General features: G+C 54.4%; 10 protein-coding genes. 4 read left to right on the plus strand and 6 right to left on the minus strand.

What is annotated here, in order from left to right:
• Positions 1-23 precede the first annotated feature (23 nt).
• Positions 24-1,634: an outer membrane protein assembly factor BamB family protein gene (locus K239x_RS09710; protein WP_145417625.1), complete on the plus strand. Its 1,611-nt coding sequence runs from the start codon at positions 24-26 to the stop codon at positions 1,632-1,634.
• A 102-nt stretch (positions 1,635-1,736) separates the two neighbouring features.
• Positions 1,737-4,583 carry a DNA polymerase I gene (gene polA / locus K239x_RS09715; protein WP_145417626.1) on the plus strand — a complete coding sequence of 949 codons (2,847 nt, stop codon included), beginning with the start codon at positions 1,737-1,739 and terminating at the stop codon, positions 4,581-4,583.
• Positions 4,584-4,620: 37 nt separating this feature from the next.
• Here polA and K239x_RS09720 read toward each other — a convergent pair whose 3' ends face one another.
• Positions 4,621-5,754 carry a trypsin-like serine peptidase gene (locus K239x_RS09720; RefSeq protein ID WP_145417627.1) on the minus strand — a complete coding sequence of 378 codons (1,134 nt, stop codon included), beginning with the start codon at positions 5,752-5,754 and terminating at the stop codon, positions 4,621-4,623.
• Between the two features lie 234 nt (positions 5,755-5,988).
• Between K239x_RS09720 and K239x_RS09725 the strand changes: the two genes are divergently transcribed.
• Together K239x_RS09725 and K239x_RS09730 are read left to right on the plus strand one after the other, a co-directional pair.
• Complete coding sequence (locus K239x_RS09725; protein ID WP_145417628.1) at positions 5,989-7,257, plus strand: nucleoside monophosphate kinase; 1,269 nt, start codon at positions 5,989-5,991, stop codon at positions 7,255-7,257.
• A 4-nt stretch (positions 7,258-7,261) separates the two neighbouring features.
• Positions 7,262-7,564: a P-II family nitrogen regulator gene (locus K239x_RS09730; protein ID WP_145417629.1), complete on the plus strand. Its 303-nt coding sequence runs from the start codon at positions 7,262-7,264 to the stop codon at positions 7,562-7,564.
• Here the strand turns inward: K239x_RS09730 and K239x_RS09735 are convergent.
• The 5 genes from K239x_RS09735 to K239x_RS09760 all read right to left on the minus strand — a co-directional run bounded on the left by K239x_RS09735 (position 7,561) and on the right by K239x_RS09760 (position 14,292).
• Positions 7,561-7,941 (minus strand): VOC family protein, encoded by a 381-nt coding sequence (locus K239x_RS09735; protein ID WP_145417630.1) that lies wholly within the window; start codon positions 7,939-7,941, stop codon positions 7,561-7,563. The genes K239x_RS09730 and K239x_RS09735 overlap by 4 nt on opposite strands.
• 160 nt (positions 7,942-8,101) lie before the next feature.
• Positions 8,102-8,950, minus strand: coding sequence for a hypothetical protein (locus K239x_RS28415; protein WP_419189884.1), 849 nt, complete (start codon positions 8,948-8,950; stop codon positions 8,102-8,104).
• Between the two features lie 483 nt (positions 8,951-9,433).
• On the minus strand, positions 9,434-11,227 hold the full coding sequence (locus K239x_RS09750; RefSeq protein WP_145417632.1) for an aspartate kinase: 1,794 nt from the start codon (positions 11,225-11,227) through the stop codon (positions 9,434-9,436).
• 82 nt (positions 11,228-11,309) lie between these two features.
• The gene (locus K239x_RS09755; protein ID WP_145422277.1) at positions 11,310-12,530 is read right to left on the minus strand and encodes a cofactor-independent phosphoglycerate mutase; all 1,221 of its coding nucleotides are present in this window, start codon (positions 12,528-12,530) and stop codon (positions 11,310-11,312) included.
• Positions 12,531-12,717: 187 nt separating this feature from the next.
• A complete protein-coding gene (locus K239x_RS09760) occupies positions 12,718-14,292 on the minus strand; it encodes an RNA polymerase sigma factor RpoD/SigA (RefSeq protein ID WP_145417633.1) in 1,575 nt (524 codons plus the stop codon).
• Between the last annotated feature and the right edge of the window lie 606 nt (positions 14,293-14,898).

Raw genomic sequence — 14,898 nt, forward strand, 5'->3', positions numbered from 1 at the left:
TTGCCCTTGATTGGTTGCTCCAAATGCGTTTCACGTTTGTCCTTGTATTCGCCTTGATGTTCGCAAGTGGTGCGCGATCGGCTGATCCAATCGAAACCCGCTCGAATTGGCCCCAAGGAAGTGGCCCCGAGGGGAGTTTTGAGGTCGCCGATGGCACAGCACCGACGCAATGGAGCGTCGTGCGGGGCGATTCGATTCGGTGGAGAAAGCCGCTTCCCGAAACAGGCCAAAGCACCGTGGTTGTGTGGGGAAAGCGATTGTTTTTTACCACCATGGAGCCGGTCACAAAAGACAGCGAATTGGGGCAAAACATCGTTGCCTGGTGCTGCGACACGGAGACTGGCGACACAGTCTGGAAACGGGAAGTCGCGGGTCATTTTCCGCTTCGGCTATCTGGCTGTTTCAGCGACAGTTCGTCGCCACCGCCAGTGACCGATGGCCAGCGGATTTGTTTCTTCAATGCGTCGGGCCGAATCGCCTGCTTTGATTTCGATGGCGATTTAATCTGGCAAAACACCATGATGCCGGTAGGCCGTTCTCAGCCGTTCTTGGTGGACGGCAATGTGGTGTTTATCAAGCAATCTTACATGCCCGACGAACACGGACACTTTACTCATGAGCACAAAGACGCGCCGTTGTCAAAATGGACCCAGTTGCAAGCGTTGGATCTGGAGACAGGCAAGCCCCGTTGGGCGACGACGTGCGGTGTCAACATGGGCAGCGTGTCGTTGCCAATGGAGTTCTCTGATGGCCGAAAAGTGATTGTCGTGGGACGGGGCGGTGGACATTCCCCACCCGAAAAGCCCGAAGGAATTTCGCTGGTGAGTGCTGACGATGGCAGCACACTTTGGACGCTGCCACTGAAGGGGTTTATGAGCACTCAATCGTTTCACACGATCGGCCGTGACGTCGTGCTTTTCCACGCAGACGAACATCTTTGGGTCGAAGGCAAAACGGGAAAGATCAAGCTACGCGCCTCGATCGTCGCCGACGTTCCAATTCGCAAACACAATGACGACGACAGTTGGTCCGACGAAATCGTGTCGGTCGATTTGGGAAAGAAAACACGCGGGCTTATTCAGCAGTCCAACGTTTTGGCGGGCCGATACCATTATTTTCGCGCGTACACCCAGCCTTGGTTGGGACGCGTCGATTTGATGATGGGAAACGTCAGCTACTTGCAGTTTCCGGTTCAGCTTCGTCGCTTGCCTGGCACACAGAATGACGACCTGCTTTGGGATTGGCATGGAATGTCCGATGAGACGATTGCGGCGCAGAAAACGTCGCAGCGAAAACCACCCCAAACACTGCCGGTCCAACTGTGGGCGTTTGCCCCCAATTCTTGCCAGAACGCAATGGGACACGTGGTGATGGGCGACGATCGGTCTCGCGGAAACGGGTGGGGGCACCACGCCTCCCAAGTCCCGACGGTTGTCGGCAAGCATTTGTATGTACCAACCATGTCGGGCACCGTTTACGTCATCGATACGACCGCCCAAGCGTTTGACGAAGGGGCGATCGTCGCGATCAATGACCTTGGCAGTGTGGGCGATTCGTTCACTCGGGCCAGCCTGAGCTTTGCTGGCGGCCGACTGTACGCACATACGATCAACGAAATCATCTGTATCGAGTAGAAATCGGGGCGGATCGATCCGTGATCTTGACGGCTAAACAATACGGGGCTGGCCCGGTAAATTGTTTCGCTCTGCTCGTTCTTTTTTTGCCTGGATGCTTCGATGCCTGATACTGCTGATGATCTCTTTGCTCACGGCAAGCGACTCTATTTGCTTGACGGCATGGCGTTGACCTACCGAGCTCATTTTGCGTTGGTGCGAAGCCCGCGGTTTACTTCCAGTGGGCTATGTACGTCGGCGGTGTTCGGCATGATCAACGCTGTTTCGGACATCATCAAGCGTGAAAAACCAACTCATTTGATGGTCGCATTCGATACGTCCGAACCGACGCAGCGACACATCGAGTTTCCTGAGTACAAGGCTCAGCGTGACGCGATGCCCGAAGACATCTCGAAGCAGTTGCCGTACATCGATCGGCTTTTCGATGCCTTCAAGATTAAAACCGTTCGCATGCCAGGCTACGAAGCCGATGACATTATCGGCACCGTCGCGATGCAGGCCGACCAAGCGGGCTTCGAGACCTGGATGGTAACGCCCGACAAGGACTATCACCAATTGGTGCGTCCCAACGTCCACGTCTACAAACCTGGGCGACAAGGCGGCGATTCAGAAATCCTGGATATCCCAGCCGTCTTGAAGAAATGGGAGATCGAGCGGGTCGACCAAGTCATCGATATTCTGGGGCTAATGGGAGATAGTAGCGACAATATCCCGGGAATTCCTGGGATCGGTCCCAAGACGGCTCAAAAACTGATCGCCAAATACGGCACCGTCGAAAACTTGCTCGCCCACGCAGAAGAACTAAAGGGCAAGCAGAAAGAACGTGTCATCGAGAACCATGATCAAGCCTTGCTGTCCAAACGCCTGGTTACGATTCAGTTGGATGTGCCGGTCGAAATCGACTTGGATTCGTTGGCGTGGACCGCCTACGATGATGACAAGCTGAAAGAGCTTTTCATGGAGTTGGAGTTCGATACGCTGGGCAAACGATTGTTCGGTAAGTCGTTTTCGTCCGCGTCGGTGCGAGCTGACGTGATCCGTGAAAAACGCGAAACCGAAATCCAGGCGACACTCTTCGACGAACCGGCAGACGAGAAGACAATCGCTGACGTCAAGCATGTCTATCAGACGGTGGATACGGCGGAGGGCCGATCGGAATTGATTGCCAAGTTGAAACAGCAGCAGCGGTTCTGTTTTGACACCGAGACCACGGGTTTGGATGCCCGCCGTGCATTGCCGCTTGGTTTGGCAGTCTCGTTTAAGAATCACGAAGCCTACTACGTCGTCATCACGCCGACAGGTGAAAGCAATGTCCAATCGAACTGGGATGAGAAAGCGGAACGCGAAAACGCGATCGCGATCTTGTCTGAGTTCGCCGATGTCATGGGGGACGAATCGATTCAGAAAGTCGGCCATAACTTGAAATACGACATCACGCTGTTGAAGTGGCATGGCGTCCAAGTTCGCGGTCCGCTGATGGACACGATGCTGGCGCACAGCATGAAAGAGCCCGAGATGCGGCACGGGCTGGATTACTTGGCATCGCTGTATCTGAACTACAGACCGATTCCGACAAGCGATCTGATTGGCCCCAAGGGCGACGATCAAAAAAACATGCGTGACGTTGATCTGGCCACTTTGTCGGAATACGCATGCGAAGATGCTGATATCACGCTGCAGTTAGCCGATGCGATCGCGCCGGACATCAAGGAACGCGGTGTCGCAGAGGTTTGCTATGACGTTGAATGCCCCCTGATTCCCGTTTTGGTCGAAATGGAATTTGAAGGGATCAATTTGAATGTCCCGTCGCTTAATGCGTACTCGGTGAAATTGGGCAAGGAAATCGAAGACTTGCAGAGCCGGATATTCGCAGCAGCGGGCCACGAGTTCAACGTAGATTCGCCCAAGCAGCTGGGAGTCGTGTTGTATGACGAACTCAAGGTCGAAGACAAACCGAAAAAGACAGCCACCGGACAGTACTCGACGCGTGAAGCGGAACTAGAACGATTGGCACCCCGACACGAAATCATTCGTGACGTTTTGGAGTATCGCAATGCACGCAAGCTGAAATCAGTCTACGTCGATCAATTACCCGAATCGGTCAATCCACAAACTGGACGGCTGCATACGCACTACAGCCAAGCGTGGACGTCGACCGGACGAATGCAATCGAACAATCCGAACTTGCAAACGATCCCAATTCGTAAGGAACGCGGTCGCGACATTCGCGCAGCGTTTGTTGCCAGGGACGAAGACCACCAACTATTGTCGGCAGATTACTCGCAAATTGAACTGCGAGTGATGGCGGAATTGAGTGGTGATGAGGGCATGATGGATGCATTCGTCTCTGGTGAAGACATCCACCGAGTGACGGCGTCGAAGGTCTACAAAGTCGACCTTGATGATGTGACGCGAGAAATGCGTGACAAAGCCAAGACAGTAAACTTTGGGATCATCTACGGGATATCCGCGTTCGGATTGCAGCAGCGGCTAAACATTCCCAGGGGCGAGGCCAAGGAGCTAATCGACAACTATTTCGAGAAGTATCCGGGCGTCCAAGAATACATCGACCGCACGATTGCGTTTGCAAAAGAAAACGGCTACGTCGCGACGGGCACCGGACGCAGGCGTTACCTCCGAGACATCAATTCCAAAAGCAAAACGGTCGTCAACGCTGCGGAGCGTTTAGCCATGAACAGCCCGATTCAGGGAACGGCGGCCGACATGTTGAAATTAGCGATGATCAAAGTCCATTGCGCTCTTCGCGAAGGTGACTTCAAAACCAAGATGTTGCTGACTGTTCATGACGAACTGGTTTTTGACATGCCCAAGGACGAAGCGGACACCGTCATGCCGGTCATCGAAGACGCCATGAAAACGGCGATGCCAATGAATGTTCCGATCGTGGTCGAAATGGGGACCGGCGACAATTGGTTGGAAGCACACTGAACCGTGAACCCAAAGTCTTCAACAATCGCAGAGCTGCCTAAGCTGTTTCAAATTCATGAAAAACATGGTCGTGGCTTAAACTATCGAACAGTTTGGGACCAAAGTACGGCGAGATCAGTGACATCAAATTTGGTTCGCCTTTGCCGTACCTCAATTTTGCATGTGCTGACGTAACGCCGATGCTGACCAGCTTGTTCGTTTTGGAATCTTGGATCAACCACGGACAGCCGCTGGATCCGCCTCCGAAATTGGTAGCCATGACGGGCGAATAATCATCGCCAGGGCCATTGCTGCGTCCAAAAAGATAGTCGCCACGGGAACGCCACATTTGTTTTCCAAAATCAAATCCGCTCCCGGCTGGATATCCGACAATCGTGACGGGAGTGCCATCAAACAGATCGTTGCTGTCCACGGGCCGCATCGGGATTTCTGCTCCGACAATGTCGCCGATGTTCTTGTCGACAAAACAGACCGCGATGTCATGGTTGGTAGTCGGGTTCTGCAGGTAGCCCTTGGGGATACAGCACGACGTGACACGGCAAGTCGGAAGCTCTTTTTGCGAGTAGTAATCGAATCCCGGATGGAACTCGACTCCGGTGGACCAATTGCCCGTCGAAAATTCGTACAGGTTGTGCGCGCTGGTGACGATCAAACTTGGGCCTGCGATCCAAGCGGAACCGGTCGCTGGCTCGCGTGACCGGTCGGGAGAGACCTGAATCAATAACTTACCAATCGCCCGCAAAGCCGTTGCTTGAGGATCCGCGACAAGGCTTGATTCGTAGTGCGACGTCATTGGCATGCTGTCGAGCACGGATGGATCGGGGAACTTACGTGCCGGCAATATGTTTTGAAGCTCCGCTTCGGGCGGAAACCCAAAATTGCTTGCGGACGAAATGGGTTTGCCATCGATTACCGCAGGAGGACCCACCTGCGAATAAATCGGATTGCCAAATGCGTCGAATTGCCCGGTAGGTAATAGACCGGGAATGGGGGTACCGCCGGGTGGATTGGTAATCGCGCTAATCTGGGGAACTGGCCGACCGTAAGAGTCGATTTCGTACGACGGATAATTTGGAAACGCAACCGGCACGGAATTCATGACGCGTTTGCGGTCTCGCATGATGCGATAACCATTGGGCGTCAAAAACGGATGTTCGTCATCAGTGGGCATGCTGTGGGCAGATCATAAAGCAGAGTGTGTAGATTGATTTCGACTGTCAGCGACGTTGCTACGGTGTGAGCAATAAAAACTACCGCGGATTGCGTCCGTCCTGACCGCAAAAAACCTGATCCTTTGATAGACAACAAACCCCTCATTTCGTGTCTTCGCAAAGATTAGCAGAGATGATGGCTGAATTGAATCAATTTGTCGCACACACGCCGAAATGCACGGACTGTTCTGCCAATGTCAGAAGTGCAACAATTGGGCTCTAACATTTCTTGCCGCTTCCCGGATGTCACGCCCGTGGACCCAGATCTCAATAAAGCCTCCGACAAGTCCGCCGAGCCAGCCGATTTGGAGGTCAAGGACGCGCAGCTGATTTTCACCTCCGTGTGGAAGAGATTGGAAACGGAGTGTGATCGAGCGAGCCTGCGTTTTCCCAAGGAGCTGATCCTTTTGGGGGGGGCTCCCGGTGCAGGTAAGGGCACCAATACAGATTACATCCGCGAAGTTCGCGACATCACGGGAAAGCCGGTCGTGGTCAGCGAGTTGCTCAGCACGCCGGAGATGAAAGCAGTCAAAGCGCGGGGGCAAATGGTAGGCGACCGCGAAGTTGTCAATCTAGTGTTCCGCGAATTGCTAAAACCGGAATACCAAGCCGGTGCGATACTGGATGGATTTCCACGCACCAAAGTCCAAGTCGAATGCTTGAAAATGCTCTTCGACAAAATGATCTCGTTGCGCCGCGAATTTTCGCACGCTCCCGAGTCAGTTCATTTAAAACAGCCAACGTTTCATATCATGGTGTTGTTTGTCGATGAAGCGGAAAGTATCGCCAGGCAACTCAAACGTGGTCGTCAAACGATTGCGCACAACGAAGAAGTAACCCGCAGCGGAATCGGTGAACTCTGGGAAGAACGCCCCACCGACTTCAACGAGGCGTTGGCTCGGAATCGATACCGTACGTTCAAGGAAAAGACGTACGACGCGTTGGTATCGTTGAAACAGATCTTTCACTTTCACTTTATCAATGCTCAAGCTCCGCCGGATGTCGTCAAAGACAACATTCTTCGCGAGCTTGAATATCAGAGTTCGCTGGAACTAGATCCGCGGACTTTCTTGGCGATGCAGAAATTGCCCGTCGCCAGCGATATCGTGATGCATGCTCGGCGCGATCTGGTGGCGCGATTGGATGCGTATGAGATCGAGGATCCCGAACTGTTTCATGATGTGATCCAGCTGATCAACGAACGGCTGATTCCGATCATCATCTGCCACGCTATTTCCGGTCGATCCACGATTCGGTCAGAAGATCCCTTGCTGGATAATCCGAAGACTCTGGCAATGTTGATCGACGTTTTCTCTGAACGAGGTTTTCACGCGACCGTCGAATTGCGACGCAGCGAGATCCCGGAGCGAATTGATTTAGAGACAGGCGAAGTATTCTGTCGGCAAAAAACGGTGTACCGAATCACGGTTCACTTCAAAGGTTCCGAAATCCGGCGGGGTTAATCCCTTGAAACAAATCATCACTGTCGTTCGCCCACATTTAGCCGAAAACGTGCTGGGGGCATTGCGCCGCGCACCCTTAGAGGGCCTGACCGTAACGGAAGTGAAAGGTTACGGTCGACAGAAGAGCTATTTGGACGAGTATCAAGACACCGAGTACTCGACCGCATTTCTACCGAAAGTCGAGATCAAGATCTGGGTCGAGGAATCTCGTTGCGATGAGATCTTGGAAAAGATCGTTGCAGTATCGCGAAGCGGCCGAATCGGCGATGGCAAGATCTTTGTCTCCAGCGTCGATTGCTTCTTTTAGCCGTTCGCGGATTTTGGCGGAACGCACAATTCGATCCAGTGTCCGTCGGGGTCCTGCACGAACGTTTGCAATGCACCGTCCGGGCGCGTCTTGCGCTCCAGTCGGATGGCACCGTATTGGTCCAGGTGTTGTTCCCATGAATCCAATTCCGTGACGACCAACGCAAAATGGCCGCCGCGATGATGAGAGTGGACGGGCTGCTCACGGTCGCCGATCAAATGCAATTCCTGAGTTTGTCCCAGGCGAAACCAGGCACCAGGAAAGTCAAACGCTGGTCGATCCAGGACGGACAGGCAAAGCCCATCGCGATAGAATGCAACGCTAGCGGCGACATCTTGGACATGAATGGCGACGTGGTTTAATTCGCAGACTTGCATGAAAGGGTTTGCCGGTAAAAGAGTTGTTTAAGCCGTGGGGTTTGGCGATGTACCAATCGGAGTGACTGGGGCTATCGCTGTAGATGTAAAAAAAGCCGCGACGTGTAACACGCCGCGGCTTTGTATATGAATTGCTTCGTTGTTTGAGAAGCCTTCGCGATTAGCCTTCCGACTTGTAGTCGGATTCGCTTGGGTTAGCAGCTTTGCGTTCCTCGGCAATTCGTTTGGATTCGTTTACGACAGCGACCGCGGTACGTAGTTCAAAGACTGAGAACCACCGAACATTGCCAGTGTACTTGGATTCGACGCGATTCTTCTTAGCCAAGAAATCCCAAGACAGGTCGTCCAGCATGTGCCAGGCAGCAGCTTGGGCAGTATTCTGCGTGACCAACCCGTTGCCGAGTGCTTCGCACAAAACGCGAACGTTTTCGTCTTTTGTGAACTTTTCCAGAGGCACAATTTTGTAGGCCATTTTTGGATTGGGATCGGGTTTGCCGTGCTCTAGGCAGACCGTCGTGACTTGCATCTTCTTCATACGCTCGGGGGGGACTCGCATGAATCCACCACCGCCGCCCATGCCTCCGCCGCCCATTCCGCCGCCGCCCATGCCACCGCCGCCCATTCCACCGCCGGCAGCTTGACCACCGCCACCGCCTCCGCCGCCCATTCCGCCGCCACCCATGCCTCCGCCGCCCATACCGCCCATGCCTTGAGCTTGGATGGGGACTCCGGCAAACGCGGCTGGTAGTTGGATGTGAAGTGGCTTGTCAGTCAGGTTCTTAACTAACACGTTTGCTTGTGTTGCGTCACGCGGGATGAACTTTACATCGATCTGCCCAGCGTCCATGGCGGCAAAGAACTCGGCGTTGACCGTTTCGTCTTGTCCCGCGCGTCCTTCGGCATTCGCGTCGAGCGAAACTGTCGACAGGGCAATCGCAGCTAGGGCGATCGAGAGCGTGTGAAAGTGGCGACGAGCCATGCGTTTTGAAAAGATTGTCGTGCTGATCACTTACGTGTTCCTTGAAATGGATTGTTGCCTCGTTTGGTCGAGGCCTCGATCAATGTGCAAGCTCTCGCTAAATCACAAAATCAGACGCAGCAAATCAGGCGCGGCGCCGTTTGAAAAGTTGGGCTCTGATAGTTTTGATCGAGTGGATTGAAACGGAGAATCCACTACATCACCGATCATCGTCGAAGAAACAATGACCAACGGCGCGGTGAAACCGACATCAACGGACGAGGCGGATCAATCGACATCCAACGCGGCGGGCAAAATGCAGCTGCCACGATTCCCCAGGATCACGATCGATCTCCGTTCACTGCCTCAATCATACTTCGCCGGTGGGCGCCAACCAAGCGGAAGTTGGGCAGATGAGCGCGTCCTGGTGCAGTTCCGTGCCGTTCGATTCGGACGTGGGGGCAGGGGTAGCACCCCCGGTGATGGAAAAACCTGCAAAATCCGCAAAAACGTGGGCTCGAACGCGGTGTGACCTCAGCAGCCGCCGAGTGAATCCGCGAAGACTTTTTCGAGACCCTTCTGAGCTTTTGCAGCATGAGTCTCGTCGATCACTGCGTTGACCTGCAATTCGCTGGTCCCAATCATTTCGACATTTACGTTTGACTGAGCCAGTTCTTGAAACAGCACCAATGCGACGGAGGTGTGGCTGCGAAGCCCGATTCCGCTGACCGTGACTTTGGCGACACTGCCTCCGCCTTGAACGTCACGCATTCCATGTCGTTTGGCAATCTCTTCGGCGACGGTCAGGCTTTCAGGCAAATTCTCGGCCGCGACCGTGAAGCTGACGCTGGTTGAACCGTCGTGGCCATCGAATCCTTGCACGATCATGTCGACCATGATCCCGGCGGCGCCGATTGTCTCAAAAATATCCGCTGCGATTCCTTGGTTATCCGGGACGCCAAATAGTGTCACGCGGGCCTGTCGGTCCAGCACACTGATTCCGGTTAGCGTTAGTGCTTCCAAGGCATCGTCACGCAGACGCTGGACCATCATTGCGACATCATCGCTGGGCTGGCGATCAGCCTTGATTTCGTCCCAAGATTTTGCGTCGGCGGGCCGTTCGTGCAACAAGAAAGCTTGGTGAACTGCACGCAGAGCGTCGGAAGCTTGGCTGCGAGGCACGAGCGCCGAAATTTTGATCTCACTGGTTGTGATCATCTGGATGTTGACGCCCGCGTCCGCCAACGCGCGAAACATCTTTGACGCCACTCCCGTTTGGCTGGCCATATTGCTGCCGACGACGGACACTTTTGATACGTCTTCGTCGTGTGTCACGCCGCTCGCACCGACTTGTTCGATGACACCGTTGATGGCTTCAAGCGTCGTGGTCAGTTCGTCTCGCGGCACTGTAAATGAAACGTCCGCGCGGCCTTCGCTACCGACATTTTGAACGACCATGTCGACGGCGATCTTCTTGTCACCGATGGCTGAAAAAAGTTGCAGGCTTTTGCCGGGGACATCCGGGACACCCAGAACCGTCACACGAGCTTCGTCGGGGGTCATCGCAGCACCACCAACCGGTGCGGACGTCGACTCCGACTCCGTCACGATCATGGTTCCTTCCGCGTCCGAAAAGCTGCTTCGAACATGAATCGGTACGCCAAACTTTTTGGCAAACTCGATGCTGCGATTGTGCATCACGCCGGCACCTAGACTGGCCAATTCCAACATTTCGTCGTAGCTGATCACATCGACCCGGCGTGCTTCGGGCAGCAGGCGTGGGTCGGTCGTGTAAACGCCGTCGACGTCGGTATAGATCTCGCACGCATCGGCTTTCAACACCGCTGCCAGAGCGACCGCCGTGGTGTCACTGCCGCCGCGCCCCAGCGTGGTGATGTTTAAATCGTCATCGATGCCCTGGAAACCCGCTGCCACGACAATTTTTCCATCGTTCAGCAAACGCTCGATTCGCTCGGTCGAAATCGACTGGATGCGTGCCTTGCTAAAACTGCTGTCGGTGTGCATTCCGATCTGCCCGCCAGTCAGGCTTACCGCTTCGGAACCCAATTCATTGATTGCCATGGCAACCAGTGCCACGCTGACTTGCTCGCCCGTGCTGAGCAACATGTCCATTTCGCGAGCCGAAGGAGTCTTGCTAACTTCACCAGCCAGTTTCAACAGTCGATCCGTGTTTTTGCCCATCGCGCTGACCACCATTACAACCTGGTGACCTTGGCGTTGGGCACGAATCGCTTTGCGAGCTGCTGAACGAATTTTTTCGACGTCAGCGACACTCGTGCCGCCGAATTTTTGTACGATCAATGACATGAAACTTTAAGCAAGCTTTCTATAGTATCGAGCGGAAAATGGGGGTCCGAAGTTTGTTTCGCGTGCGAAACGGTTGGGAGAACTATTGGCTGACAAACGTGTCCATCAAATCCCAGCCCTTGTCAAATCGGCGGCCACTGGCCGCCGCAGCGACTTCGTCGTACGTCGACTGATTGTCGGCGTCGATTCCCGAACCAGCCATGACAAGTGGCACCATCCCGTGGGCGTGCTTTTTGGTGCGGCAAAAAGTGGGGTGATCAGGCGTGACCAAAATGCGGTACTCGCCGTGCTTTTCGAGGGCTTCGACAATGGGGGAGACAATGTGCGTGTCGATTTGCTGCATCGCTTGGATCTTTGCGTCGTGGCGTCCTTCGTGTGACGCTTCATCGGGCGCTTCAACGTGGACGCAAACCAAATCGTATTCGTCCAGGGCTTTGACCGCCGCCTGGCCTTTGCCGGCGTAGTTGGTGTCCAAGTATCCTGTCGCGCCGTCGACTTCGATGCGCGGCCAACCGGCTAGTGCCGCGATTCCACGGAGCAAATCAACTGCCGTAATCATTGCTCCCTGAACGCCAAAACGTTCTTGAAACGTCGGCATGTTGGGGGCGCCGCCCAGGCCCCAGAGCCATACGTTGGTGGCGATTCCCTTGCCTGCTGCTTCGCGTTTTTGGTTGACCGGATGGTTAGCGAAAAGATCGGCTGAACCGTTCATCAATCGCACCAGAGTGTCACTGCCGGGGCCGCGAGGAAAATCGTCGCCCACTGGCAGGTCAGTCAAGTCGTGCGGAGCGCTGGTTCGCGTTTCGCTGTTAAACGGTGCGGGGGCGTCCGGTGCGCCGCGGTAAAGCAGCAAATTGCGATAGCTGACACCGGGGACGAACTCCAGTCGCGAATCGAAATCGCTGTCACCCAAAAGCTCTTTTTGCAGCGCCGCAAGCAATTCGGTCGCTTCATCGGTGCTAATGTGATCGGCCGTAAAATCGACCATGATCTGGTCGACAATGGTGACCAGATTGCAGCGAACCGCGAAATCATGCGGGGCCAGTTCGATGCCTTGTGCGGCGGCCTCCAACGGCGCTCGCCCGGTGAAGTATTTGTCAGGGTCGTACCCGAACAAGCACAGATTGGCCACTTCGCTCCCGGCGGGAAGGTGCGACGGAGTGTTGTTGGCGAGTGCCAGAGAACCGCGTTGTGCCAGCGCATCCATGGCAGGCAGGTTGGCGGCTTGTAGCGCAGTCTTGCCGCCAGTCGCTTCCAATGGTTCGTCGGCACATCCGTCGGGAATCACAATCACATATTTCATCGGCGCATCCTCCGCCCAGCGGTAGTCGTCATTTAGCACGAAAGCCCGTCATTTTCGACAACTAGCAACGTTTGCGAAAGGGGACGACTACGCAGCTCCAGGAGAGCGGTTGGCCATGAAAGTGATCTGCTAAGTCGGCTGTTTCAGCAGGACAGCCGCTCTCAACGCGGAACATGGTGCTCTGTGCCTAGAGAGCCTCGCTGCCCTCCAGCATCGATAGCTCAGCACCATCCAGGAAGCTGACGAGCGATTTAGCTCGATAAGGCTGCTGTAGCTTGCGAACCGCCTTGCTTTCGATCTGGCGAACACGTTCACGTGTGACCTGAAAAATGCGACCAACTTCTTCCAGCGTGTAGGTGTATCCGTCAGCCAGGCCATATCGCAGGCGAAGAATTTCTCGTTCACGGTAGTTCAGAGTTTCCATCGCCATCTCGATCTGGGCTTTCAGGGCCTCGCGATTCGTTTCCTGCAAAGGATCATCGTCGCGATGATCTTCCAAGAATTCGCCAAATACGCTGTCCTCGTGGTCGCCAATGGGCTGATCCAACGACAATGGCTGCCGGCTCATTTTTAAAATCACGCGTGTATCGTCGATGGAAAGACCGCAGCGGGCACTGACTTCTTCTGCGGTTGGCTCGCGGCCAAACTCTTGGACCAAATCACGCGTGACCTGGCGCACTTTGTTCATGGTGTCGATCATGTGAACCGGCACGCGAATCGTTCGGCTTTGATCGGCGATTGCTCGCGTGATCGCTTGGCGAATCCACCACGTCGCGTAAGTGCTGAATTTGTAGCCTCGAGCGTGCTCGAATTTGTCCACGGCTCGCATCAAACCCGTGTTTCCCTCTTGAATCAAATCCAAAAACGACAAGCCGCGGTTGCGATACTTCTTGGCGATCGAAACGACCAATCGCAGGTTGCCCGCTGATAGAACGCGTTTGGCGGCATCGTAGTCTTCGCGGTATCCGTCACACTTCGTCACGCGACGAGCAAGCGTTATAGGTGTCTCGTAGGTCAATCGCATCAAGTAATGCAGTTCGCCGCGCAGTTCTTCGGTCGTTGGCATGCCCGGGCGGTTCAGTGCGTCGGGTTCGGAGAGCAATTGACGAATCTCGACCATGCGGTCGGATGCTTTGCGTACCTTTTCAAAAACTGGCTGTAGTTTGCCGGTCCGCAGGTTCATTTCTTCGACCAGGCGAACGGCCTTGTTGCGTCGAATAACCAGGTTGCGCCACGCTGCGCGACGTTGTCGCATTGGCAATCTTTTGTTGATTGCAGCCAGATAGTCGGCGTTGTTTTGATCTAGCAATGCTTTGAGCGTTCGACAGTTCGGAACGATTCGCTGCATGATCGCTTTCTTTTCGACAGCGTTGGTCACACTCACTTCGATTGTCCGGTCAAGGCGAAGCTTTTTGTCGCGAACTTGCTCGAGCAGTTTCAGCGATCCCTGGAGCATGAAGTCCGTCGCCAGCATCCAGTGGCGATAGCGGTCGCGGGTGCGTTCGATCTGTTTTGCGGCCGATACTTCTTGTGCTCGCGTCAGCAAAGGAATCTGTCCCATTTGCATCAAGTACATTCGCACGGGGTCTTCGGTGGGGTCAGCGATCGAATCGTCGCGACGTCGGCGGTCGTCAGCCGGGGCATCAACTGTGGAAGGGGCATCGGCAAAATCTTGGCCCATGACTCGTGAGCGGCGACTGATGGATTCTTCCGCACTGAATGCGTCGTCTTGTAAACTTCGGCGGCTGAACTTCTTTCCCATCAACTTCTCCTTAAGACCCACGAACAATTAAGCGATTGCTTCAGGGGTGGCTTAAGAGCAGTTGAGGTGCCAACCGTAAAAAGAATGACGTGGAATCACCGCAAGCTGTTGGCTGCATGCAACTTAGAGAAAAAGCCGCAGAGTGGCGGAGAACGCGGTTGTTGCGTTTGCTCCACAAAACGCGTTGCTAAAGCACCACATCAGTCGCGTGATGCAAACAACGTTTTAGAAAGTCGCGTGGTGATGCACCGGAGCCAAGCAGGCAGAGTTGTCATCACAAAACCGATTCTATTTACAAGTCAAACCGGATCAAGCTTTTTTTGTCTCGCAAAATGCGGCATTCCGGTTGTTAGGGATGCGCCGGTTGCGCGACTGGCGTGGATTCGTCATTGAGCGGACGAAGTTATGCATCGCGCTGCATGCGGCTCTTTGATCACGACTGGCCACAGCTCATTCGCAGACAAGGAAGATCGAAAGCGACGCTACTTGCTCAGCTGCATGGCAATGATCTGTTGGCATCGATCTGTTGCCATGCATCATTCATCGCAACGAAGCAAGTCGACGCCGTGATGTGCGCTAAGTCGCGTGGACTCCGCTGCATGAAAC

Origin of the sequence: Stieleria marina (genome assembly GCA_007741555.1) — a bacterium.
GTDB lineage: Bacteria > Planctomycetota > Planctomycetia > Pirellulales > Pirellulaceae > K23-9.